The 23,400-nt window shown below is 48.2% G+C and carries 23 protein-coding genes; 7 read left to right on the top strand and 16 right to left on the bottom strand.

What is annotated here, in order from left to right; all coding sequences use genetic code 11:
- Nucleotides 1-31: 31 nt before the first annotated feature.
- On the bottom strand, nt 32-1,081 hold the full coding sequence (locus KJS69_RS02675) for a GerMN domain-containing protein (RefSeq protein ID WP_213581452.1): 1,050 nt from the start codon (nt 1,079-1,081) through the stop codon (nt 32-34).
- Between the two features lie 170 nt (nt 1,082-1,251).
- Between KJS69_RS02675 and KJS69_RS02670 the strand changes: the two genes are divergently transcribed.
- On the top strand, nt 1,252-1,800 hold the full coding sequence (locus KJS69_RS02670) for a phosphatidylglycerophosphatase A family protein (RefSeq protein ID WP_213581451.1): 549 nt from the start codon (nt 1,252-1,254) through the stop codon (nt 1,798-1,800).
- A 40-nt stretch (nt 1,801-1,840) separates the two neighbouring features.
- On the opposite strand, the gene KJS69_RS02665 is transcribed toward KJS69_RS02670, so the two are convergent.
- From KJS69_RS02665 to KJS69_RS02650, 4 genes are all read right to left on the bottom strand, one after another.
- Entirely contained in the window at nt 1,841-2,842 is a 1,002-nt protein-coding gene (locus KJS69_RS02665; protein WP_249730318.1) for an MBL fold metallo-hydrolase, read from the bottom strand.
- A complete protein-coding gene (locus KJS69_RS02660) occupies nt 2,829-3,581 on the bottom strand; it encodes a class I SAM-dependent methyltransferase (protein ID WP_213581449.1) in 753 nt (250 codons plus the stop codon). The genes KJS69_RS02665 and KJS69_RS02660 overlap by 14 nt, the downstream gene beginning before the upstream one ends.
- 473 nt (nt 3,582-4,054) lie before the next feature.
- Complete coding sequence (locus KJS69_RS02655) at nt 4,055-4,279, bottom strand: helix-turn-helix domain-containing protein (protein WP_213581448.1); 225 nt, start codon at nt 4,277-4,279, stop codon at nt 4,055-4,057.
- A gap of 116 nt (nt 4,280-4,395) precedes the next feature.
- A complete protein-coding gene (locus KJS69_RS02650; protein ID WP_213581447.1) occupies nt 4,396-5,040 on the bottom strand; it encodes a YhcN/YlaJ family sporulation lipoprotein in 645 nt (214 codons plus the stop codon).
- 200 nt (nt 5,041-5,240) lie between these two features.
- Between KJS69_RS02650 and KJS69_RS02645 the strand changes: the two genes are divergently transcribed.
- Genes KJS69_RS02645 through KJS69_RS30185 form a run of 3 tightly spaced genes read left to right on the top strand, consistent with a single transcriptional unit; the run spans nt 5,241 to nt 6,520 of the window.
- Nucleotides 5,241-6,260 (top strand): ketoacyl-ACP synthase III, encoded by a 1,020-nt coding sequence (locus tag KJS69_RS02645; protein ID WP_213581446.1) that lies wholly within the window; start codon nt 5,241-5,243, stop codon nt 6,258-6,260.
- A gap of 1 nt (nt 6,261) precedes the next feature.
- Complete coding sequence (locus tag KJS69_RS29545; protein ID WP_249730317.1) at nt 6,262-6,453, top strand: hypothetical protein; 192 nt, start codon at nt 6,262-6,264, stop codon at nt 6,451-6,453.
- Nucleotides 6,401-6,520, top strand: a complete 120-nt coding sequence (locus KJS69_RS30185) for a zinc-binding dehydrogenase (RefSeq protein WP_374706607.1) — start codon at nt 6,401-6,403, stop codon at nt 6,518-6,520. The genes KJS69_RS29545 and KJS69_RS30185 overlap by 53 nt, the downstream gene beginning before the upstream one ends.
- A 12-nt stretch (nt 6,521-6,532) precedes the next feature.
- Here KJS69_RS30185 and KJS69_RS02635 read toward each other — a convergent pair whose 3' ends face one another.
- The 7 genes from KJS69_RS02635 to KJS69_RS02605 form a co-directional block, all read right to left on the bottom strand.
- Nucleotides 6,533-6,817 carry a hypothetical protein gene (locus tag KJS69_RS02635; protein WP_213581444.1) on the bottom strand — a complete coding sequence of 95 codons (285 nt, stop codon included), beginning with the start codon at nt 6,815-6,817 and terminating at the stop codon, nt 6,533-6,535.
- Complete coding sequence (locus KJS69_RS02630) at nt 6,817-7,146, bottom strand: alpha-helical endospore appendage domain-containing protein (RefSeq protein ID WP_213581443.1); 330 nt, start codon at nt 7,144-7,146, stop codon at nt 6,817-6,819. Before KJS69_RS02630 ends, KJS69_RS02635 begins: the two co-directional genes overlap by 1 nt.
- A gap of 23 nt (nt 7,147-7,169) precedes the next feature.
- Nucleotides 7,170-7,457 (bottom strand): nucleoside-diphosphate sugar epimerase, encoded by a 288-nt coding sequence (locus KJS69_RS02625; protein ID WP_213581442.1) that lies wholly within the window; start codon nt 7,455-7,457, stop codon nt 7,170-7,172.
- 124 nt (nt 7,458-7,581) lie between these two features.
- Entirely contained in the window at nt 7,582-8,613 is a 1,032-nt protein-coding gene (locus KJS69_RS02620) for a mannose-1-phosphate guanylyltransferase (protein WP_213581441.1), read from the bottom strand.
- Nucleotides 8,614-8,840: 227 nt separating this feature from the next.
- Entirely contained in the window at nt 8,841-9,563 is a 723-nt protein-coding gene (locus KJS69_RS02615; protein ID WP_213581440.1) for a glycosyltransferase family protein, read from the bottom strand.
- 233 nt (nt 9,564-9,796) lie between these two features.
- Nucleotides 9,797-10,579, bottom strand: a complete 783-nt coding sequence (locus KJS69_RS02610) for a glycosyltransferase family 2 protein (protein WP_213581439.1) — start codon at nt 10,577-10,579, stop codon at nt 9,797-9,799.
- Nucleotides 10,580-10,895: 316 nt separating this feature from the next.
- Nucleotides 10,896-11,273 (bottom strand): hypothetical protein, encoded by a 378-nt coding sequence (locus KJS69_RS02605; protein WP_213581438.1) that lies wholly within the window; start codon nt 11,271-11,273, stop codon nt 10,896-10,898.
- A gap of 375 nt (nt 11,274-11,648) precedes the next feature.
- Here KJS69_RS02605 and KJS69_RS02600 point away from each other — a divergent pair, with 375 nt between their 5' ends.
- Nucleotides 11,649-12,146 (top strand): CcdC family protein, encoded by a 498-nt coding sequence (locus KJS69_RS02600; RefSeq protein ID WP_213581437.1) that lies wholly within the window; start codon nt 11,649-11,651, stop codon nt 12,144-12,146.
- 175 nt (nt 12,147-12,321) lie between these two features.
- On the opposite strand, the gene KJS69_RS02595 is transcribed toward KJS69_RS02600, so the two are convergent.
- The 4 genes from KJS69_RS02595 to KJS69_RS02580 form a co-directional block, all read right to left on the bottom strand.
- Nucleotides 12,322-17,217: a WIAG-tail domain gene (locus tag KJS69_RS02595; RefSeq protein WP_213581436.1), complete on the bottom strand. Its 4,896-nt coding sequence runs from the start codon at nt 17,215-17,217 to the stop codon at nt 12,322-12,324.
- A 623-nt stretch (nt 17,218-17,840) separates the two neighbouring features.
- Nucleotides 17,841-18,575 (bottom strand): glycosyltransferase family 2 protein, encoded by a 735-nt coding sequence (locus KJS69_RS02590; protein WP_213581435.1) that lies wholly within the window; start codon nt 18,573-18,575, stop codon nt 17,841-17,843.
- A 1-nt stretch (nt 18,576) separates the two neighbouring features.
- Nucleotides 18,577-19,482 carry a glycosyltransferase family 2 protein gene (locus KJS69_RS02585; RefSeq protein ID WP_249730316.1) on the bottom strand — a complete coding sequence of 302 codons (906 nt, stop codon included), beginning with the start codon at nt 19,480-19,482 and terminating at the stop codon, nt 18,577-18,579.
- A 270-nt stretch (nt 19,483-19,752) separates the two neighbouring features.
- Entirely contained in the window at nt 19,753-21,108 is a 1,356-nt protein-coding gene (locus KJS69_RS02580) for a glycosyltransferase family 2 protein (RefSeq protein ID WP_249730315.1), read from the bottom strand.
- A 291-nt stretch (nt 21,109-21,399) separates the two neighbouring features.
- Between KJS69_RS02580 and KJS69_RS02575 the strand changes: the two genes are divergently transcribed.
- Complete coding sequence (locus tag KJS69_RS02575; RefSeq protein WP_213581434.1) at nt 21,400-22,149, top strand: glycosyltransferase family 2 protein; 750 nt, start codon at nt 21,400-21,402, stop codon at nt 22,147-22,149.
- Nucleotides 22,150-22,215: 66 nt separating this feature from the next.
- Complete coding sequence (locus KJS69_RS02570; RefSeq protein WP_213581433.1) at nt 22,216-23,391, top strand: glycosyltransferase family 4 protein; 1,176 nt, start codon at nt 22,216-22,218, stop codon at nt 23,389-23,391.
- The last annotated feature ends 9 nt before the right edge of the window (nt 23,392-23,400 follow it).

Here is a 23,400-nt window from a genome sequence, read left to right as displayed (position 1 = left end):
AGCATTTCTTCGCTTTTTCGCGGATGGAACTTTACATCTTCGGAGCGTTGACATGAGAAGGCCGCTGGACTGGCTTAGCATAACTTTGGTCGTTGGTCGTGGTAACGGTCGCTTCTCCGTCCACCAAAATTTGAACCTGGCTTGCACCGGTATTTTCAGTAACGGATAATACGATCGACTCCATAGCTTCGACAGCCGCCTTGCCATTTTCATCCAATAGCTTTGAATCGAAATTAATCGTTACCAGATCGCTTTCTTCCGAGCTTTCCACTTCCAGCACCTGGGCAGCGGCGGATAAGACCGGGGTCATCCCTTTACTTTCCCCCGGGCCTTTAATTAGCTCCTCCACAGTTGCCTGAAGCACGTTATCGGTCCGCTCCACCAAGCGGGTTACTGGAACGTAGTAGGAGAAATCTGAGCCCTCCTTGGTGAAATAGAGTGTCACCGGTGTAGTTCGGCCAATATTCACCCCATTGGCAATTTCCATATTAATGCCCATGTCCCGGGTTAATGCACCGTTAATTGGAGTGTGGTCTACAGGCATTTCCGTTAACGGAGTGCCGCGCACGCTCAGCTTGACCTCGTCCACTGTCGGGAAGCCGGTAAGCGTCCAGGTGATCGCTTCCAGCAGCTTGCGTTCGTCCTCTTTACTGTAATTTGTAAATTCTTTGCTAAAATCAACCGCAGCCACTCTTGTTTCCGCATCGATGTCTACCGTCATTTTCGTTCCAGCCGGAAGCAGTGCGGCAAATCCTTGAGGCAGAAGCGCCTCCCCCGGTCCTCCCTGCACCATGTATTCCAGTGATTTCTTTGCTACACCTTCCTCGCGGGGAAGATTCAGGCTAATCGGGGCCACCATTCCCCTCTCGTCTTTAAAATATAAAGTAGCCCGGAAGGTTTCGCTGATGATCTCACTCACTCCTGCTTCGTTATCCTGTATCTGAAGCATCATCTCTTCGGCGCTGATCGGCGGCGGATCTATAGATTGGCTTTCTTCCGGCTTGTTAACAGAACATCCCGAGGCCAGCAAAATAATGGCGCCTGCCATTGCAATTCGGCGCACCCCTTTCGATACAGCCATGTTTCTTACCTCCTCCAGTATGGTAATGTAGTATTATGTATACGAGTTGTCCCGCATTTTATAACTACTTTTTGTCCACAATAGTAAAACGGTTTTCAGGGAAATGTTACCTGGTCCTGGATCGAAAAAAAGGGTGCGGGACGCGCAATTTATGGAAGGGGGATGATCTTATGAAGAAGTACAGCCTAGACAGCCGTAAAGTGGAGCAAGCCACGAATGAATGGTTACAAAAACGAGGAGTGGAAAGAAGCGACATCGCGGAGCTGGTCATGTATTTGCAGCAGGGATACTACAGTGATCTCACCTTGGAGGAATGCCTTGCGAGCGTAGACAAGGTGCTGGCCAAAAGGGAAGTGCAAAATGCTGTGCTAACAGGAATCCAACTCGATTTATTGGCGGACCAGGGTCAACTGTTCTCTCCCCTTCAGGACATGATTGAGAACGACGAAGGATTGTACGGGTGTGACGAAGTATTGGCTTTATCCATTGTCAATGTATATGGAAGTATCGGATTTACCAATTTCGGCTACCTGGATAAGGTGAAGCCGGGAATTATCGGTAAGCTTAATGAAAAGGGCGGTCCGATGATTCATACATTCCTCGACGATATTGTCGGAGCGATTGCAGCGTCTGCAGCCAGCAGCATCGCCCATAACAAACAGAAAGTGGCTGAGGAACGAAACAGTCAAGGAACGGCATCCGCCGACGAATCGAAGTAATAGAACGGGAATAAAGACTGAAGGAAGCTTCCCTCAGTCTTTATTCCCGTGAGCTTTGATAGAAGAGAACACCGTCCTGCTCTGTTTCGGCCACACGTTCCGCCTTGTGCAAATAAATGACATGGGCCAACGTTTCGGCCATGGCGAAGCGAAGCTGATGCATTGTCAATCGTTCACCGAATATGTCGAGGCACAGCTCGTATACCGTTCGCGGGTTCGGCAACCGTCTCTCCATCTCCGCGAGACGCTCTTCATGATGGATCACGAGGGCGGACGCCCGTTCCGTGAACGATTCAAAAGGGTCCCGATGACCGGGATAAGCCCGGATAACCTCATACCGGCTTATATCCGACAAGCTCTCCAAATAGGATTGCAGCGGATTAATCTCCGTGTCGGGAATAAAGCTGACATTAGGAGAGATTCTTGGTAAAACATGGTCGCCGCAAAACATTTCTTTATGCTCCCGATCGTAAAAGCAGACATGACCGTAGGCATGCCCGGGAGTATGAATAACTTCACAGTTCCTTGTCCCTAAGGCAAACGGCTTTTCACGGTCATAAAAGCTCACTCGAGCGGGCATGGGATGAACGAGCGGAAGGAAGCCCTCAAAGTGCCCATGAAGCTTGGCCGCTGTGTCTGTGTCCATTCCATGACAAATAAACAAATCGTACACTTGCCTGTTCATCGGGTAGCTCCCGGTCCACATTCGTTCCGCTTGCCGCTGCCCTTCCTCCGAGATCCAGACAGGGGCCCCGCTGCGCTCCTGAAACCATCCAGCCAAACCATAGTGGTCGGGGTGATGATGAGTTAGAACGATCTGCTCAATATCCCCGTATCGGATTCCGTAACTGCTTAACGCTTCTTCCCAGACCTGTTCCCCCTCAGGAGTATGTAAACCGGGATCAATCAGAGTATACCCGTCTCGACCTCGAACCAGATAGCTATTGACCCAACGAAGCGGAAATGGAAGCGGCACTTTAACCCGGATCGTCGGTTCGGAAGCACTCAAACCGCGTTTCTTTGCAGCGTCAACAAACCCCACCGGCATCCCCTGCTTTCCGGCCCAGCATAATAAGTCGCGGGGACTCTGTCTCGTCATAGCCCAGTCCGTCGTAATTCCCGTATACCTTCTCGATGATCAAGCCTGCTTTCTGACACATGGAATGAAAATCGGCCAGCTTATACAGCTTGACTTGCTCCAGATAGCTCCGATTCTCGCTGCCGGGCTCCGAAATAGTAATTCTTTTCCGTACACATCCGTCCTCTATCGATCTTTTTTCGTCGATGGTCATTCCCGCCTCCTCTCGGACCGAGTGCGGAACCAGATTCCTCGCGACATAATCCGCGTTCAAATAATCAATCAGAAAGCGGCCGGTTGGCGACAGCAGTCGACTGATTTGACCGAGCACCTTCGCGTTCTCCTCGTCTTTATTAAAATAACCGAAAGAGGTGAACCAGTTCACGACTGCGTCGAAAGATCTGGTCAAGGGCACTTCTCTCATATCGCCTTGCAGCCATTCCACACGGTCATCCGGGTCCCGCTCTCTCGCTTCACGCAAAAGCACCTTGGATAAATCCATCCCGGTGACACGAAATCCAAGATCAGCCAACGCCAGAGAATGGCGCCCCATTCCGCAGCACAGGTCAAAAACAGAAGCTCCCGGCTCCAGATCGAGCCAGCCGATCATTTCGCCCACTTCCTCCCTGGCTCCCTGCATGTCTCTATGTTTGTAAACAATCAGGTAATCTTCCCCAAAGCTCTGTTCATACCATTCCATCATATATAATGCCTCTCCTGTATAATTGGTCCTTCCATATGTAAGATCCAATTTTTCTATCTGCATATTTTAATTGTACAGTTAAACCCCCATTCCGGCAACGATACTAAAGATGCTTGGGTGCATCAAGCTTCTGCGGGACTATTTCTTGAGTGGACCTCCTTAATTCCTTTTCCCATGCTTTTGGCTGTTATCCCCTTCGCTCAGATAACCTCTCCTGCTTGGATCCTAACATTCTCAAGCCATCATTTTCCGGGTCCCTTTTTGTTAAACTCGTCAACTTCTCCCATCTTCTATACCAGGGTCACTTCTTGTGATCGGGACAGCCAAACTTTTCTGAGTCAAGGGGATACAGGTCAAAAGTGGAACTCAAGCGAATATCATTACAAAATAAAAAGCCTCCCCTTCTGCACTCCTCCCGGAATGGAGAGAACCTATAGGGAAGGCCACTGGTTGAGGCCATTGCGTTGCTTTCCTCAGATTGTTATTTCCCCAAGCTTAATAAGCTCGACTACTGCTTGTGAACGACCTTTGACATTTAATTTTTGCATGACATTAGAGATATGATTTCGCACGGTCTTCTCGCTGATAAACAGCTGTTGAGCGATATCCTTGGTCGTTTTATCCTGAACCAATAATTCGAATACTTCTCGTTCACGGTGGGTCAACAAAAACTTGCTTTTATGATCGCTGCCCTTCATAGTGTGTCACCCCTCCTTGCTCGGGATTTATATAAGTTACAAGGTAAAGGGATACAGTCAAATCTATACTATGAAGGGCCGGCATTGTTGGTGCTTTGTTCCGTAAAAATAGGCCTTTAAGGCGTGACCACGGATTGCTCGCTGATTACCCTGGTGGGGAATATTCTTTCGACAATCGCACTGAATTCCTTCACAAAGCCGCTAAGAGGACGGCCTTCCCGGAAATCTTGAGCATAGACATTCATTCGTTCCACAAAATCCGGGTTGGCCGAAACGTACACTTCTTTAATGTGAGCGTCCACCGATTTGACCTTGTCCGCAATTTTTTGCTTTATTTCCGGAGTGACATCTCCAATCACCGATGGGTTAGCCGGATTAGTGTTCTGAACTGCGGAACCCGAATGCAGCTTAACGGCTACATAGGCGTTATTATCCGTAACGAGCACATTGGCGCTATCCACTTCGTCCAATGCCGCTACCGCGTCGGCCACGTGCTGGCTCATCTCCATTTTGGAGGAAGCGTTAATTCGGCTTCTTTCCATAACACGATCATTCGTATGATATGGAGTCCCTGTCGCATGGGGAACTGTGCCGTCCCCCACCCGGTTCATTCCATAGGGATTTGCCTGATCAAGTCCTCGCTTATTGATGGGAGCGGCCCCCCGTTTCGTTTCCGCCCCGCAGCCAGTCAGGGTTAGAACAGCCGCAATCGAGACAAGAACTACAGTGAGCGTTACCTTTTTCAAAGGATATGAACTCATCCTCTCAACTCCTTCTGGATTATATTTATAATCGGTTTGTAGTTTGCGCATTGTCCCAAAAAAGTATTCTTCGCTATTCACTGAGGCCTTAGCCTTTAATCGCTTAAAAAGATTGACCGGGATTTGCTTATTGATGTATGCTTGGTTTAGTACCAGGTAATAGTATCAAGTAATAATAATTTTGAAGGAGAGGAAAAAACATGCTCCAACCGAATCATGCGGCTATAACAGCCCTTGGCACCTATGTCCCTGATAAAATTATCGATAATGCTGCGATGGAACAAATCGTCGACACAAGCGACGAATGGATTGTGCAACGAACGGGAATCAAGGAGCGGAGAATGGCCTCGGAGGATCAATTTACTAGCCATCTATGCACCGAAGCCGTCATCGATATGATGGAGTCCTATAATAAGGAAGTGCAGGATTGTGATTTCATCATCGCCTGTACCCACACACCAGATCTGCCCTTTCCTTCGGTTTCTTCCATGCTGCAAAAACATTTCTCCATTCATCAAGCCGGGGCTGTCGACTTGAATGCAACTTGCGCAGGTTTTGTTTATGGGCTGCACCTAGCCGATACGATGATCCGATCCGGAGTGCACCGTAAAATTCTCGTTGTCAGTGGAGATACTATGACCAAGATTACGGATTACACAGACCGGACTACCTGTGTATTGTTCGGCGACGGCGCTGGAGCCGCACTCGTAGAACGACACCCTGATTCCGGATTTCTCGGTTTCTATCTGGATTCCGACGGCAGCGGAGGCCATCATTTGTACAGAACCGGACTGGCCCAATCACTTGACGGACATCAGTTGCAAAATAGCGGCTTTGTTGTCCAGAACGGAAGAGAAATTTATAAATGGGCAGTCAGTAACGTACCTGCAGGCATGCGTAAAGTAATGGAAAACGGCGGTCTTGAGCTATCCGCTGCGGATTGGTTTATTCCACATAGCGCTAACTTGCGAATTATTGAATCCATTTGTGAGAAAAGCGGATTTCCACTGGAGAAAACTCTATACAGCATGGTCAAATACGGAAATACATCCGCGGCGACGATTCCTCTCGCCTGGAACATGGGTGTAAAAAGCGGTAAAATCAAGCCGGGGGACCGCATCCTCCTGTACGGATTCGGGGGTGGGCTTGTCCAAGCCGGACTGTTAGTTAAATGGGGGCTCCCTTCCTTAAAAACTACCGATAAGAGCAAAGAGAGATAAAATGAGAAGCAATCTGTTTATGTTAGGCGGCTTATCAGCCGGTTCTGTCGTCCTGATTCATACAGGAGCCAGCGGCGTCGGCAGCGCGGCCATTCAGCTTGTCCGGGAAGCCGGGGCCGTCCCCCTTGTCACAGCCGGAAGTGGAGAGAATCGAAAGGCTTGTCGATTCGATATGGGAGCTGGAGCAGGTTAACGAAGCCCATCAGCATATGGAGCACAACAAAAATATAGGGAAAATTATTCTTCGCACCCCATGGTAATTTTCGATTGCGTTAATGAGGCCGTTTGGGACGGCAAATACAATCCGAGGCAAGCCAAGGAGAGGCTGGCTTGCCTTTGTGAACCTCCCGAATAGGCAGCTCGAGCATCCGTTCCGCCAACACTCGCTGGTATTGGGAGATTTCCTTCAAATACTCCTCCACTCTTACCGAGTCTTGGACGGACAAGCAGGCCGTTTCCGCAAGACTTTCCAGCATAGTGGCCACGGCCCCTTGACTGCGAACCAAAGCTTCCATAATATTCAGCTTTAATTCGTTCTGTTTCTCCAGAAAACCCATTATCCGTTACCACCCATATCAAAAAATCCGCCCCCGAACGCGGGCTGCTCGTTCGCTTCTTGACCGAGCACGATACGCAAATTGCGGGCAAGCCCCATCTCCAGCTTCGTCAAGCCGCTGAGTGCTTCCACTACTTGCTCATGGAATTCCAGAGACAGCTTTACCTGGGCTTCATGATCCTCTTCAAAATTAGCTGCATGAATATGATTATTCAGCCATCTTCGGGACTTTTCCGCCTCCACAGCCTTCGCTTCGAGAATAATCGAGATGTTATGCTGCATTTTAGCCGTTGACTCCAGCATAGACATGTACGACTCCTGCCTATCCATTCCGGTCCCTCCCTTAGCCCTCTCTATTCCTCGTCTGCCGGGTTCAATTCCTTCATTAAAATAGATAAATTATCCGCAATAGCCTCCTCCAGGTCTGCCAATATGTTTAGATAGGAGGTTAAATTTTTGGTTACCCCCAACGAATGCTGGGTGAGCGCCTCCACCCCTTGAAAATTAATCTGGACATCAGGGATGGCTTCAATGATTTGAGCCATATTGACCGTTATATAACGGGTAGACTCAATAATTTCTGCGAGTTCCCCGTGGGATTTGGCCATATGCTCTATGATCGTTGTAACGCGAGCTTGCATAACCGCCCCCCTCCCTCTTTCCTCATTATCATATGAACATTCCAAAATAAAGGTTAAAGAATTACCGTCACGACTTTTAATTTATAAATTTTACAAATCCTTATATTTTCGGAAGTCATAGCTTTCATTTTTTCTCGCTTTCTTTTTCACGTTCCCATTGCTCAAGCACCTTTTTGATGAGCTGTTCGTTGGATTTATGACAAATCAAGAGCCCTTCCTCCGTCGACACGATGATAAGATCCGCCACTCCAATGACGGCTGTTTTTTGCTTGTCGGCGTAGACGATGTTGTTGAACGAGTGGAGAAAATAGATTCGTCCATCCGCCATATTGCCGAATTGGTCCTTGCCGCGGATTCTTTCCAAAGACGTCCATAAACCGACATCATCCCACTCAAAGTTGACCGGAACGGTCCAGATCGTTTCAGCTTTTTCCAAGACCGCATAATCAATCGAAATTTTGGGGAGTTCAGAATAACCTTCCTTCCATTCATCCCCGGGCAAATTGATCCCCTCCCAGATCGAATTCTGATAGAGCTTCATATAGTAGGCGATCGTAGAGGGCTTCCAGATGAAGATTCCGCTGTTCCAATATATATTGGGTAAAAGAATCAACTTTCGAGCTTTCTTCTGTGAAGGCTTCTCGATAAATCTCCGAACGGGTCGGATGGTCCCGTCTGAACCTTCTTCAGCCTCAATATAACCATACCCGGTCTCCGCTCTTGTCGGCACGACACCTAGAGTAACAATTGCCAGGTCGTTACCCGCTTTTTCCTCAGCCTTCCACAACGCTTGCATCAAGGCTTCGTCATCGGGAATATATTGATCGGACGGGGCGGTCACTATCACTTCGTCATCATTGCTCCTAAGAAAATAGTTCGCCGTTAAGGCGAGACATGGCCCTGTATCCCGAGGAGTGGGCTCCTCGATAATATGATCTGCGGGCAAATCCGGAAGCTGTTCCTCCACCAGGGAGCGATAAGCTTTCGTCGTAACGACGTAGATGCTTTCCCCCCGAAGCCAATTTCGAAATCGTCCGTACGTAATCTGCAGCATCGTATCTTGTGAGGTCAGGGATAGAAACTGCTTTGGCTTGCGCTCCACGCTTCTCGGCCAGAAACGGGTTCCTTTGCCTCCGGCCATGATGACGACCTTCATTCGCAGTTCTCTCCTCTCCCTAAAGCGGTAATGATAGGAATGATCGGAACACCCCGTTCCAATTTATGAGATAAGCTTTCCCGATACCAGAATCCATCTTAGTAAAAACGAGAGAAAGATTGGCAAATGGCAGGAATTTTTCGTAGATAAGACTCATAGAATAGTAGAGAAAAATATCCGGGGAAAATCGTTCATCCAATAAGCTGCAACGATGTTGGTCATTATGATTACGATTCTCCTCTCGTGTACCTCCTTAGACGGACCGAGTCCCGGAAACGGAGGCGGGGACCCCTAAGGTCCATAGCTGCCCGCAGACTTGCCAACAAGCCGTTAATTCGCAGTTCCCCCTGTTTCTCTTCCGAAATTTGGGGAAGGCCATCGGAGGCGAGGGACTGAATGTTCATTTCCAATCGAATAGCATCCGTCAAAGCATGAAAGGGTTCCGCCAAACGATCATATCCAATTCGTTCCACAGCCGTACGGGAGAGAGCATAAGGGAGGACAGACAGCGTATGGGCTTCTATGTCCTTACGCCCGAGTGTCATGCGGACGAATTCCCGTATGACTGTATCCTCATTCCGTATATGAAATGGACGGTGGAAAGCCGATCGATTTCGGTCTCGCAAGGCCAGATCAGCCCCGCTCGCTATCACGAAAATTAATTGAACGAGATGATCCGCTGGAATAACCCGGTCGGGGTAGAGGAAGAGAATAATATCCGAAGAGCTGATTCTTGCGCCAGCCGCTCGAGCCTGATCATCATTCTCCAACTCCTCACATACAATAACGGGGCTAGAGGAATGACTGAGCAGCCGTGCGGACAGGGCATCATCCTTACACCGAAGCACAAGGATGATTTCGTTTAATGAAAGCTTTTGCAGTTCATCAAGCACAGAGTGAAGGAGCGGATGATGTCCAGAGATACTTAGGACGGCCGCAGTGCGTCCCATCGCCTCCCAATGATGCGAAGAAGCAACGCTGCTCTGCAGAGCAGCGTTGCCCGCCCGCTTTGTTCGGCTTTGCAGCGCAAATCTTCGCGAACGGCGAACGGAGCTATGTTTCCGCCTTAGTCCGGGCCTCCCCAACCTTAAGGAACCGCGGCGGCGTATACGCCCGCTTTGCTTCTTTGAAGCCCATGAATAGCTAGAACGACGTCTTGATTTCCGAGATCGAATTCTGTTTCTCATCTCAACCCCTCACTCAAACCGGAATCGTAAACGTCCGATTTTCCTGGAGAAAAACCATTCCATAAATACCAACTAATCGCCTCGAGATGATCTCCTACGATTAACGATTTTACGGAATGCTTCCTTTGTTTGTTAGGATTGTTTTTTCCCACCCTCACATAACGGACGGTTTGCAGCTGCAAGCCTTTATGAACCGCTATGGCCTGAGCCAGCGGCGGGACGCACAGATTCTCGGCTCCTATCCATTCTAACGCCTTCCTGCTCATAGCATGCGGTGTAGTCGTTAGAGACGCTCCGGAAAGCTCCGGCTTTCCCAGAATGATATTCAATGCGTGTTTTGATAAGACAACGGGATGAATCCGGCGATGGTTAACTGGACCTATATAGCTGTTTAATGCAATGTCAGTCCCTTGCTCGATAGCCGATATGAAAGTTCTCAGTTGTCCAACCGGAATGATAATATCCCCGTCCATAAAAAGCAGTATATCTCCTTCGGCCGCTCTAGCGCCGATGCTTCTACCGACGTCATGACCTAAAGGCCGGGGAAAACGGATGACACGGGTTCCCATTCTAGAGGCAATTCGATCGGAGCCGTCTTTACAACCATTTGCTACAACAATAACTTCCGTCTGCGGGTGTACCTTGCGAGCCTGACGGATGACGGAAGCGAGCGTCCGCCTTTCATTCATAACTGGAATAATAACAGAAACTTTCGGTTTACCGGAATCCAGACAGAGCCGTTCCACGACGGTATGCCGGCAGCTCTCATCAACGGCCATTTATACCATCTCCCGAGTTTAAGCCTTGACTTCCTTCCCATTGTATGTATCCGTGCTTGTTATGTAACGGCACTTGTACAACTGGCGCTCTCTGATTGGTGAAAAAGCGGAAAATGCCTAACCTGGCTAGACGTATAGATTAGAACATTATAAAAGTTTATTGCCTCTTATCACAATGTGATCCCAGAAGAGCAAAAGCAGCCGGGGAATAAGCTCCCCGGCTGAACGCTTTCTCCTCTTGCCTCTTAGGGACTTCGGATACCTCGTCGTATGGCCGGCAGCATCCACCGCTTCCACCTCAAAGGTGTATGCCGTTTCAAACGACAGGCCTGTTGCTGTATACGTTGTTCCAGAGGAAGAATCCGTTACTTGAGTTTGTCCCTTTTAATTCCCCATTAACATAAATAAGATACTTTTTTACCCCTATATTATCGGTGGCTGCCGACCATCGTATCGTAAGCCATGTTGTATTGACTTTATCCGCCAGCTCGATCCGGCTTCCAGGCAATACCTTGGGCGGCTCCTCGTCTTTTTGCCCCGTTGTCGTCACACGGACCTGCGGACCATTATTCGTCCAGTTGCCTGTTGCGTCGGCAGCTTCTACCCTGAACTCGTAGGTTAATGCAGGGGAAAGGCCGTTCACTGTATACCGTGTGTCCGCTTGTCCCGCTCCCGGAGCGGATACGGTTCCCACCCATGAATCCCCTTAAACGGGTAGATACAAGCAGGCGTGAATAACATCGAATCCTGTTTCCACGCCAGCAATTAACGATGGGCAGATAATAGGGGGGAGATGGAAAAGAGATTTAGGGAAAAGGAGTCCGGGGATTCGTTCGATCACTCAAGTTGCATAACGGGGGGATTTTGAAGATGCACTTAATATTAGATACAATAATAGGGTGGGCAATTATTCATTTTACGGCCCTTCATCCACTTAATGATTATACACGGGACCTGACCATCCTCATGCAGTGACCAACTCGCGCTGGGTGAGGCAAGCGTCAAATCCATGAGTGCTCCTTTACTCGAATCATCTGCTTGCACAATCTTGTTTAGGGAGTGATATGTGATGTCCAAGGCTCTGATTTCAACGCAGATATTATCTATTCTCATTTCGTTATTAGCGGGAAGTGCGGTCATCTTCCTGCGACTAAGGGCAGCCCATAAACCGACATCGTTAAAAAAAATTATTATGCCTCCTATAGGTATGGCTACGGGCTTTTTCATGTTCCTAGCTCCGGTATTCCGTGTCCCCTGGTCTTGGGCTGCGGCCGCTTTCTTGATTGGAGCGGGGGTTTTTGCCTACCCGCTCATCCGGACTTCGAAATTCCACCGTATAGGAAACGACATTTACTTGAAACGTTCCAGCATGTTTATAGTCGTCATCATTGTCCTGCTTCTGGTCCGCACCCTTCTGCACGACATATTGGAACAGTATATTACTATTTCGCAGAGCGCAGGAATCTTCTTCATTCTGGCGTTTGGCATGCTGCTTCCATGGAGAACCGCCATGCTGCTGCAATACCGGAAATTGGATAAAGAGCAGGGGGTCAATGATCAGGCGTAAAAATAATACTGAGCCAGTCATGTTTCTATTATTCTTCTGTGAAGTTCACAAAGCGTTAGGTCGGTAAAAAATATAGAAAATAGATGCATATTCACCCTTATGAATGCATAACGGTTCAATCGTCAAAAAACGACGCCCCCTATTTCTTGTGGGCGTCGTTTCTTTACGTCTTCACTTAGTGGCCGATGGCGATCCAGGTGACGATTCCGTCAAAGCCGGGACAAAGCTTCGCCCTAACGATCTCGATCACCGCACAATCGGCCTTCTGCTCCTTCATTACCGCATAGCATGCGGAATGATTAGTCATCGCTACAAACGCGTAAGCTTCATTGGCAAAAGCCTCCGGGAGCTGAATCTCGACCTCCACCGTTTCCTCTTCGAGCCCAAGATGAAACGGTGCCGCGCCGAATTGCTGCCGGACAGAGGCTACGGTCGCTTGTGCAGAGCCAGCCTCCGGCTCCGAGGAAGCCCTGGATGTCTCGGAGCCGGCCGCGGATGCCGCAGCTTCCAACTCGGGCTCTGACGCGAACGTTCCCGCAGAGGTCGGAGTGGCCAATACACCATCAGTTTGTGCAGATGCAGTTGGTGCTGCCGACGCTTCGAGCTCAAGGTCGGATGTGAGAGCTTCTGCTCCCAGAACGGCCTCGGCTTGGGCCGCTTTCCCTTTCCGGGCCGACTGAGCTTCCGGTACTTCCGATTGCGTCATCGGTTCGGACGTTCCCGTTTCCGCGGCAACGTCCGGAGCCGCCAACTCGGGCGAAGCTATCGAGCCTTCCGGAGCCGTCATAGCCGTGGGCTTCGACAGCTCCGATGGGGCCCCCAGCGTGGCTTGCCGCAACTCCTGCAGGCTTTGATGCCAGGCCAGCAGCTCCGGGTCCAAATGGTGCAGCTGAATACTGCCGGATTGAATATGCGCCGCGCCAACGCTGCCCTCCGCCAATTTCGACTCTGTCACTGCCCCGTCCTCCAGCAATTCTTCCGTCACCGCCAGAGGGGCGATGTGCTCGGTACATACCGATTCGTTCACAATATGCTCGCTTTGGACCGAGTCGACGGCCAGCTTATGGTGCGTTATCGATCCATTGATAATATGATTGGACTCAACGCTCAGATTCCGGATCTGCGAGGCGTCAACCCCCGGCACCTCAAAATGATCCCAGGTCAAGGTTCCCTTCTTGACATGGCGTGCATGAATCGCTTCGGTTTGAATGTGGCGGCCAAGAATCGATCCAATGTTAATGTGGTAGCTGCGAATCGCATCCGTCTTAATATGCTTGCTGCCGACAGCTCCTTCTTCCAGCGCCTCCGAAGTAACACAGTCTGGCGCCAATTTATCCGCGGTGATCGAATGCTTTTGCAACTGAGCGCCGGTAACGGCTTCGGCCTGAATATGCTCGCTAACGATAATCCCCGGATTCATATGTTCCGTACGGATGGAGAGTGGCTCCAGATGCTCTGCGGTGACGGAGCCGGGCGCCAGTTGAGCGCCGGTAACGGCTTCGGCCTGAATATGCTCGCTGACGATAATCCCCGGATTCATATGTTCCGTAAGGATAGAGAGTGGCTCCAGATGCTCTGCGGTGACGGAGCCGGGCGCTAGTTGGGTGCCGGTAACGGCTTCGGCCTGAATATGCTCGCTACCGATAATCCCCGGATTCATATGGTCCGTAAGGATGGAGAGTGGCTCCAGATGTTCTGCGGTGACGGAGCCGGGCGCCAGTTGGGTGCCGGTAACGGCTTCGGCCTGAATATGCTCGCTACCGATAATCCCCGGATTCATATGTTCCGTAAGGATAGAGAGTGGCTCCAGATGCTCTGCGGTGACGGAGCCGGGCGCCAGTTGGGTGCCGGTAACGGCTTCGGCCTGAATATGCTCGCCGACGATAATCCCCGGATTCATATGTTCCGTGCGGATGGAGAGTGGCTCCAGATGTTCTGCGGTGACGGAGCCGGGCGCCAGTTGGGCGCCGGTTACCGACTGCTCCTCTAAATGTGAGGTACTCACACTTTGCGGTTGTAGCTTCGATCCGTCAATGCTCCCAGCAGCGAGCTGTTCCCCGGTCAGCCCTCCCGGTTGGATATGACGGGCGCCAACCGCTCCTTCCCGGATATGGCCTTCACCTATAGATTCCAGCCGGAGATGTCTCCCCTCAATCGCTTCATCGTCAATACTAATGCCGGTTACAGAGCCCGGAGCCAGCTTCTCCTCGGTGACCGATTCATTTTGCAGCATCGAGCCATTTACCGTATTGTCCTTGATATGGGAGGAATCAATGATGCGTCCTCCCAAATGTTCGGCCAACACCGACTGGCTGGTTAAATGAACTCCATGCACCGAGCCCGGAGCCAGCTTATCCCCGGTGACCGAGCCGTTGGTAAGCTGCTCTGTATCAATCGTCAAAGGCCTCACCTTGGCACCGTCTATTCCGTGTTCGGTAAAGATATCCGAAGTAAAGGCACCTTTCTGTAAGTGGCGGAAGCCTATCATTTCATCCCCAATGTGACGCTGTCCAACCGCCTCAGCCTGGATATGGATTCCGCCGACGGATTGTTCAGCGAGCTTGTCGGAGGTAACCGCCCCGGAGGCCAGTTTACTTCCGGTCACGGCGTCGTTTTGCAGAATCGCTTCAGTCACAGAGCCGTTTTGCAGATGCTCCTGCCGGATAATCTTCTCCTCCAGATGCCCTGTTTGCACCGATCGTTTGGCGATATGTCCGCTTAACACGGATTCAGCCCCCAGCTTCTCGGACGTTACTGCCGCTCCGGCCAATTGCTCCGCATGGATGGAGCCGGGCTTCAGCTTGCTTTCATCCACACTATGTGTGGCCAAATGGTCCAGCAGTATAGCTCCTTTCTCCAAATGCCGGCTTTGGATGCTTCCCTGCTGAATATGACGCCCTGTTATCGCCTCATGTTTAATATGCTTTCCCGTCACAATCTCTACATCCAGCTTGTCGCTCGTCACACTTCCGGTAGCCAGTTTGCCTGTCGTCACGCTGCTGTCTCTTATCGCATTAGTGGTTATGCTGTTTTCCTGAAGCTGATCGGGACCAATCGATTGAGGACTGAGATGGGATGTAAGAACAGACCGGTCAGCAAGATGCTCGCTTCGTATCGCCAGTTTGCCAATTTTATCGCTTATAACCGCTCCATCGGCCAAATGATGCGAACTGATGGCCTGCTTGCGGATTTTGCTTCCATTGACCGCCTCCGGGGCCAGCTTCTCCTCATTCACCGATTCGCTGTCCAAATGATACGTACGGATAACATCGGCGGGCAAATGATACCCGCGAATCGCCTCGGCAACAATATGAATGCCTTCGACCGAATCCTCGGTCAGCTTATCCTTCGTAACAGAACCCGGCGCGAGCTTCTGGGAGGTGACGGCTTCATTCATAATCATCGAAGTGGCCACCGCCCGATCCTGGATATGATGTCCGGATACGGAATTTCGATTTAAGTGGTGAGCCTCCACGGCCTGATTAGCGATATTTTCCCGTGTGACGCAACCGTCCGTCAGATGCTCACTCTGAACCGAGTCGAAGGCGAGCTTGCTCGGACCGACCGAGCCGTCAGCGAGCTTATCTCTTCCGACGGCCTGATTCGCTAGTTTGCCGCTTGTCACAGAGCCTTCCGCCAGCTTGGAGCCTGTCACTGACAAATCAGTCAAATGCTCTGTCCCGACCTGCTGATTTCCTATATGCCTGGCCGTTACCGATTCGGGTGAGAGAACCTCGGAATCAACCGATTCCTTCTTGAAGTGAGCGTTCGTTAACGACTGTTCCTGCAAATGCCAGGTTCCGATCGATTGCGGTGCGATATTAGAGGATTGGATCACGTGATCGCTGAGCTTGGATGGGGTGACGGAGCCGTCGGCCAGATGTTCCGTGCCAATGGAACCGTCCCGAATATGCCTGCTCTCGATCGAATCCCCTTGCAGGTGAATGGAGGTTATGCTGTTAGGGCAGATTTTCTCGGACACGACCGCACCGTCCCGCAGTTTATCCGTCGTGACCGATCCGTCCGTTAATTTGGCGGAATTGACCGTTTGGTTGCCCAGATTGATCGACAGGATAGCCCCGCTCTTGATCTTATCCGAAGTTATCGACTGATCCTGAATAAGCTCGGTCGAAATCGACTGAGCATGAAGGTGCTTGCCGAGAATGGATCCGTCCGCAATTTTAATCGAGTCAATCGTTTTGTCCGCCAGCTTGGCAGAGGTAATGCTGTTATCTATTAACTTGTCTCCGGAAATAGATTGATCCTTTAGCTTGTTTCCAGAAACAGATCGCTCGGCCAGATGCTTTTCTTCCACCGCTCCCTCAGCCAGCTTAATTCCGGTGACCGCACCGTTCCCAAGCTTCTCGACTACGACCGCATAATCTTCTAACGTTTCGGTAACGACGCTTCCCGGCTTAAGCTTTCTGGAGTCGACGGCATGAGCTGCGATTTTCTCCCCGGTTATAGCCGCATCGACAATATCGTCGGTATAGATAACCGGAGTATTCCGCATTTCCACTTTTCTTTCCAATACCGCGGACTTATCCGGACGGATCTCCGCAGGACGTGTCTTCTTAGCATCGGAGGATGGAGCCGACTTCGTAAGCCTTTCCTCCTCGGCTGCCGCTCTCTCCAACCGGGATGAAGCGGGAGATTGCTTCCTTTCAACGAAGTAGTTTCCTTCGTTTAAGCTTCTTTCGTCATTGAAATGAGTTTCTTCCGGAGCCGGCCTTTCTTCTTCTGCCGCCTCTAAAGACTGGAACGATTCCACTTTCGGTCCGGATTGGCGCGAAACGGAATATTGGGGAGGTCTGGGCACGGGAACATGACCCATCCGCTCCTTATTCCTTTCCAGCAACGTTCTATGAAGCTCTAATCGGCTCTTTGGGGCCCATTCCTCCTTTTCCTTGATCCGTTTAATTTCAGATTTTGCCGTTTTTTCCTTCGGTAGACGTTCTTCCCTTTGATGTAGATCGTCATCCAGCCAGTTCAACTCCGACAGTTTGGCGTCAATGAACGTACCGCGTTCCCGAACGCGTTTTCTGGAAGGCGGTGCTTTTCGCTTTTTCATCGCTCGACTCCTCTCTTCCAAGTTACCTAGTCATCTGTAACATATGCGGAGCCTGACAGGGCGGTCACCCAATAAGATGAAAATCAGCCGAAAATAGACACCCACCCAGAAAGGAGGGGTCTTCTAAATCCCTTCTTTTCCACATGCAAACTCATTTCTATATATGTGGCACTAAAGAAAGCTATCATTCCGTTCCGAAGGAAAGTGCCTCCGAAGCTTCAAACATCTAAACTATTTCCCCAAAAAGTGAGGATAGGCTTCGAAGCGATTCCAGGTACTTTTCGGGGGCCCGACCAAACCGAGTTCCTTATTTATTGAATAGGCCTTCGGATAGTAGGAATACAAAGCCAAAACTCGCCCTGGAAGCATCTTTCTTTCTCCACTTCATGAGCTTTGAAATCTTTAGTGCCGAGTATATATTATCTTTTTTTTCAAAAAAATCTCTGTAAAACACTCCATCCGTTTGAACCTATCATCTGAATTATTGCGACAAGCAAATGCGTGAACTATAGTGGACCGGGCTCTATCAAGAAATAGGGTGAAGCGTTTTCTTTGGGAAACGGATGAAATGATAACGGGAGGTGACCTGCGTAAACAACCGCCTAGTACCTCCCGTCTTCACCTTATATGAATTGTCGGGGATCGACTCCCCACTTTTCCATAAATTTGTAATAATTAGTTTCTGGCAGCTGCAACAATTGTTCAGGCGCATGCTGTTTAAAACTTGCACTGCCGTGGTGATGCACATGTGTGTCTCCGGCAATGGCTAGTTTGTACCCTGCCTGCCGTGCACGATAACAGTAATCGTCATCCTCGTAATGTCCAGGAGAAAAACGTTCATCAAGCCATCCGATTCTATCCATCAACTCTCGTTTAAATGCAAAACAAAATCCGACGAGCCGTTCCACCTCCTGCCATTTGGCCGGATCTGGCCGGTTCACCGTCTCTGTAAGATGATGAAATTGGCTTAAATCTTCATATTGAAGATCAGACTGCTGCTTGCCGCTGACATAATTGGTCATCGGTCCGACTATTCCCCTATCCGGTTGGCTTGTCAAGCAATTCAGTAGATTCGCTAGCCAATGATGGGATACAACGATATCATTATTTAATAACAGCACACAATCGCCTCTCGCCAGCTTCATGCCATAATTGCAGGCGACGGGAAATCCCCGATTGGAAGGCAGTGACACGAAATCTATCCCTTGCTGCACACAATATTCAAGCGTACCGTCACCTGAAGCGTTATCCACTACAATGATTTCATACGGTTCCTCCGTAAATTGCCGAATGGACTGCACGCAATCTTGCAGCAGATGAAGACCTTTATAGGTCGGAATAATAATACTTGTCAACATGTTAGGCACCCCCGAGCAAATCCCGTCTCCGGCCGTGATCGGAAAACCATAGTCTTCCCCCCAATTCATCCATTGCAAATTGAAGGGCTTCCAGATGATCTCCCGCAATCAGTTCCGAAACCATATTCATTCTGCCAACATTCCCCGCTTTGTGTCTGTTCGCTTTCAGTACCTCTACACTGCCCGGCGCCCCGACAACAAGTCCTTTTATAATGGCGGAGGCCTGTGCTTTCGGAGGGACCATAAGTTGGTGGCAACCGATCATGTCAAGCGCTTTTCTCGAAATGGCATGGGGTACCGCAGTTAACGAATTCGCCCGTAAATCCGGCCGTCCCAGAATGCGGTTCAAAAACTCTTTCAAGTAGGTTACTCTGTCTAAAGAACGGGACGGTTTTAAATAAGGAGAAATATTGTTCAAGGCCACATCCATTCCACGATCCACTGCAGTAACAAACGGCACAAGTCGTTCTGCAGGAATGATGAAGTCTGCGTCAACAAAGACAAGGATATCCGACGTTGCCAGCTTGGCACCGATCGCCCGTCCCACATCATGACCAACGGGTTCCTGGTAATGAACAACCGTCGCTCCCGGAACGTTTCTCGCCAAGGACAGACTGGCATCCGTCGAACCGTTTACGATGATGATCAGTTCATGTAAGGGGAGCCTGCTCAATTCACGTAGCACAAGCGGTAATGTTTGCGCCTCGTTCTGCACCGATAAGACGACGCCGATCCGCTTGTCGGTCGGCAGGAGCACCTTGCGTGGAACATTTTGAACACGCAACGCTTTTTTTAATCTTTTCGTTCCTTTTTTACGAACGAATTTACTTCGTTTGCGCACTTTAGTTCTTCTTGCGCGGGTCGTTCTACTTCGCTGTCGCACCTTCCGGATCATTTGTTTTTTCATGGTCTCACCTCAAAGGTACCCGGTTTTTTAACAACTTCCCACGATTTTTTCTTGTGCGGACGTTAATAAGACTCTATATACTTTCTCTCGTATCCATCTTCAAACCCTTGGGCCAGGCCAAAATCAAAACCCCGATTATAACCTGAATCGAACCCTTTATTAAACTTTTTCTTCCTTTTACGGGATTGGGATGTAAGACGCCCTTTCCTACGCCTTGTGAGTGTAAGCCGTCTGTTTTTTTTCCGCATCGTTTCCTTTGGCCCCCCTTATTTACAAATTGTTTGCGCGTATGATCGGCGGTGCTATAATGGGAATTCCTTCGGCATATTTATTTTTTTCCGCATCCGATATAGGAATGATATGACGATTATCCAAATTCCACGTCGTCAAAGCCCAATCCGTGACAAAACGATGTAATTTCCCCTGTTTAAACTGATAGCTCTTTCCTTCAGGGGTCCTGACCAGAACTCCATCAGAAAGCGCTCCTTCGGTAGAAGTTGTTAAGGAAAGCAACTTTTGCTTTACTTGATCATTCGAAAGCGTGAAGCCGACAGGCCAGTTTCGCAAATCTACTTGAGAAAGGCGTGTAGATACGAACTCCGCCGGTTCTTCCAGAGGATAACGAACGCCATTTTCTACCCAAAACGTGGCAGATCCTGCCCCTTTTACGAGGACATGAGTCGGATAGAAGTCTTTCATTTGGAGTGGAGCTCCGTCCTGACCGTCTAAAACTTCTGTCAGAAGTGCGTGAGTGTCCCCCCACTTATTAGAATAAAACTGTTTATTTTTTCCATAGAATTGATCGAACTGGGAAGGTGTGAATGCTTTAATTGTTTTGCTGCCGGCATGATGAATAAAAGTATCTCTCGCAATGATCAAATCCGAACCCATTAACCGGGCCCGCAAGCCGTAATCGTCATCCTCACAATTACCAATTTCAAAACCTTCGTCCAAATAACCCAAGCGCTGGAAAAATTCCCGTCTCATCAGTACACAAAACCCAGTTAATCTGCCTGTTTTCGTCCAACGCTCGGGGTCCGAACGATTGAAGGAAGACGCAAAAATGGCCATTTCATCAAGCGATTGATAGGTGGTTTCAATTAGCTGATCACCGCCGATATAGTTGGTAACAGGTCCAACCAAGCCAAATGTTTCATTACTCTGCAAGCACGCTTGCAAATTGGATAACCAATTTGTCGTAACGATCGTATCATTGTTCAAAAATAACAATGTATTTCCTGTAGCCATCATCAAACCTTGATTTACTCCGCCAGCAAATCCCAGATTTTCCTTAAAGATTTTGTAACGTATTTTTCCGCTTAAAGATTTCAAGTACTGATCCGTACCATCCGTTGATCCATTATCGATGATAATGATCTCATTAGGCTCAGGAGTGTACTTCTGAATGCTGTGTATGCATTCCTTGAGAAATTCCAACTGATTGTAAGTTGGAATGACAATACTTGTTCCGACAAATAAATCAGCCGCTCCTGATATTCCTTTCTCGAATCCAAGATCGTAGCCCCGCCTATAACCAAGATCATAACCTTTGTCGTACCCCGTATTAAATTTTTTGTGTAGATGATCCCGACGATATCGTCTCATCGCTGTTTTCTTACGCTTCATAGAATGATCTCCCCATCTTCCCTTACTTCTAGGTATTCCCTCCAGTGTATAAACGCCTTCTTGTCTTTTTCATTCTATGACCATTTATCATATGTGGAAGGGCGTATGCTGATAGAAAGATAAAAAAACTTCCATCCACCGAAGCCTTTTCGAAGATGTCTTCAAGTCCTTCTCAGTGCACTCATAAAAGGCGTAATTAATTCCGGTAAGTCGGATATTTGCCGTTTCCATTTGATCCGGCGAATTATATCCTATCAGAGAAGTATTTATATAAGACGAGGGGGAGTAGGATTGAGTAAGCAAAAATCTTCAGAATCAAAAAATAATGAAGGAATCTCCATCATTACCTGTACCAAGCGACAGGAGTATCTAGATAATGTATTTGATAATTATAGAAAGCAAACATGGAAATTAAAGGAACTCATTATTATATTAAATAAAGATGACATGGACATTGAGAAGTTCAGAAGGAAAGCAAGAAAATATGAAAATGTAACGGTTTATCAACTGCCGGAAGGCCATTCTTTAGGCGAATGTTTAAATTTTGGCGTAGATAACTCAAAGCATAGCTATGTGGCTAAATTCGACGATGATGACTATTATTCTCCTCATTACTTGACAGAGTGCATGTATTCTTTTAAAAAGACCAATGCAGATATCGTTGGCAAATATACGCATTATGTTTATCTTGAAGGATCTAATTTACTTCTGCTCCGCTCTCCCAAAAATGAAAACAAATTTGTTTCCAATCTTCCCGGAGCAACAATGGTCATAAAAAAAGAAGTATTTGATAAGGTCCGGTTTCCGGATCGAAATTTGGGTGAGGACAGCAAATTTTGTGGGGATTGTGGGAAATTGGGTTTTAAAATGTTCTCGAATGACAGGTATAATTTTGTTGCCGTCCGCAGAGAGAATGCCAAAGATCATACATGGCCGATCAGTGACCAAAAGCTGGTTTCATCTTCCAATGTTCTGATTATTCCATATCTAAAAGATTTTCGGGAGTATGTAACAAAGTCATCCGACATTATAGACAATTAACCGGTTATAACGGAGGAGCATGATTAAAATAAGCCCGAGAAAAGGTTTTTGTGAAAGGGGAGCATCATGAAAAAAATATTGGTCCTCAATCATTTCCCCACTGTTTATCCGCCAAGAAGCGGAGGGACGCTGAGGTATTTCCATCTTTACAATCAACTTAGCAATTATTATGATATTACTCTTTTATCCCAATCGCTCAGTGAAGTAGGAGAAAGGGTTGAATTTTCTCCGACCTTCAGGGAATATAAGGTCCAGAAAGACCCCCTGCATAAGCAGATTAGTAAGGAGATACAAAATAAGGAGATGAAGTATGAACTTCCTTTGATCGTCAATATGAAAGTATCAGAACAAATGACAGAATATAAACGATATTATGATGACTTATACAAAACCAGCGATATCATTATTCATGAATCTCCTTACTTACTTAAGTATGACCGCTATCTGGGGGTGGATCATAAACCGAGAATCTATAACAGTCATAATCACGAGTTCTTATTGGCAGAACAACTCTGGACAAATAAAAAGGCAAGGAAATACCTCCAATCTATCTATGAGCTGGAAAAGAAATTGGTGGAGAACGCTGATTTAATATTTGCCACGTCAGAGGATGAAAGAAACAGTTTTCTTTCCATGTATAATTTAGACTCCTCCAAAATAAAGCTAGCACCAAATGGCATTAATCCGGAAGAATGGATTCGAAGAACTATGAAATCCAATGGAAAAACAGAGGCATTATTCATTGGAGCGAATTATCCCCCTAACATCGAAGCTGTACGTTATATCTTGCAGCATTTGGCAGATCAGTGTCCGGATATACAGTTTATTATTGCGGGATCCTGCTGCAAAACCTTTGAAATACCAACTAAATCTAATGTCATATTACTAGGCAAAGTCAGTCATAAACAAAAACTAAAACTATTCTCCCAAGCCGATATAGCTATCAACCCCATGTCTTTAGGGGCAGGCGTTAACATTAAGACCCTTGAATTTTTATCCGCCGGAATCCCTTTATTCTCTACCCCATTCGGGGCCAGAGGGTTAAATCTTATCGATATGAAACATTATATCAGAGTGGAAAAAGAAAACTTCGCAGACAAGATCAATACGTTTTGCCGCGATGAAAAAAGGTTGCAGAAAATAGCTTCACGTGGACAAGAATACATTAATAAAAACTATTCATGGTTCAAATTGGCGAAAAACATCAAGAAAGAAATAGATCGATTAATTAACCAAATATAGATGGGAGGT

The sequence above is a fragment of the Paenibacillus sp. J2TS4 genome (assembly GCF_018403245.1).
In the GTDB taxonomy this organism is placed as follows: domain Bacteria; phylum Bacillota; class Bacilli; order Paenibacillales; family NBRC-103111; genus Paenibacillus_L.
The sequence above is the reverse complement of the archived record's forward strand: the minus strand, read 5'-3'. Positions and strand labels throughout refer to the sequence as shown.

Coding starts and splice junctions, on each gene's coding strand:
- KJS69_RS02580 (WP_249730315.1), bottom strand. CDS start 21,108: ATGAAGCGTAAGAAAACAGCGATGAGACGATATCGTCGGGATCATCTA.
- KJS69_RS02570 (WP_213581433.1), top strand. CDS start 22,216: ATGAAAAAAATATTGGTCCTCAATCATTTCCCCACTGTTTATCCGCCA.
- KJS69_RS02595 (WP_213581436.1), bottom strand. CDS start 17,217: ATGAAAAAGCGAAAAGCACCGCCTTCCAGAAAACGCGTTCGGGAACGC.
- KJS69_RS02585 (WP_249730316.1), bottom strand. CDS start 19,482: ATGAAAAAACAAATGATCCGGAAGGTGCGACAGCGAAGTAGAACGACC.
- KJS69_RS02655 (WP_213581448.1), bottom strand. CDS start 4,279: ATGAAGGGCAGCGATCATAAAAGCAAGTTTTTGTTGACCCACCGTGAA.
- KJS69_RS02620 (WP_213581441.1), bottom strand. CDS start 8,613: ATGAAGGTCGTCATCATGGCCGGAGGCAAAGGAACCCGTTTCTGGCCG.
- KJS69_RS02675 (WP_213581452.1), bottom strand. CDS start 1,081: ATGGCTGTATCGAAAGGGGTGCGCCGAATTGCAATGGCAGGCGCCATT.
- KJS69_RS29545 (WP_249730317.1), top strand. CDS start 6,262: ATGAGAAGCAATCTGTTTATGTTAGGCGGCTTATCAGCCGGTTCTGTC.
- KJS69_RS02645 (WP_213581446.1), top strand. CDS start 5,241: ATGCTCCAACCGAATCATGCGGCTATAACAGCCCTTGGCACCTATGTC.
- KJS69_RS02635 (WP_213581444.1), bottom strand. CDS start 6,817: ATGGGTTTTCTGGAGAAACAGAACGAATTAAAGCTGAATATTATGGAA.
- KJS69_RS02625 (WP_213581442.1), bottom strand. CDS start 7,457: ATGCAAGCTCGCGTTACAACGATCATAGAGCATATGGCCAAATCCCAC.
- KJS69_RS02615 (WP_213581440.1), bottom strand. CDS start 9,563: ATGGGACGCACTGCGGCCGTCCTAAGTATCTCTGGACATCATCCGCTC.
- KJS69_RS02610 (WP_213581439.1), bottom strand. CDS start 10,579: ATGGCCGTTGATGAGAGCTGCCGGCATACCGTCGTGGAACGGCTCTGT.
- KJS69_RS02630 (WP_213581443.1), bottom strand. CDS start 7,146: ATGGATAGGCAGGAGTCGTACATGTCTATGCTGGAGTCAACGGCTAAA.
- KJS69_RS02660 (WP_213581449.1), bottom strand. CDS start 3,581: ATGATGGAATGGTATGAACAGAGCTTTGGGGAAGATTACCTGATTGTT.
- KJS69_RS02650 (WP_213581447.1), bottom strand. CDS start 5,040: ATGAGTTCATATCCTTTGAAAAAGGTAACGCTCACTGTAGTTCTTGTC.
- KJS69_RS02600 (WP_213581437.1), top strand. CDS start 11,649: ATGTCCAAGGCTCTGATTTCAACGCAGATATTATCTATTCTCATTTCG.
- KJS69_RS02590 (WP_213581435.1), bottom strand. CDS start 18,575: ATGTTGACAAGTATTATTATTCCGACCTATAAAGGTCTTCATCTGCTG.
- KJS69_RS02670 (WP_213581451.1), top strand. CDS start 1,252: ATGAAGAAGTACAGCCTAGACAGCCGTAAAGTGGAGCAAGCCACGAAT.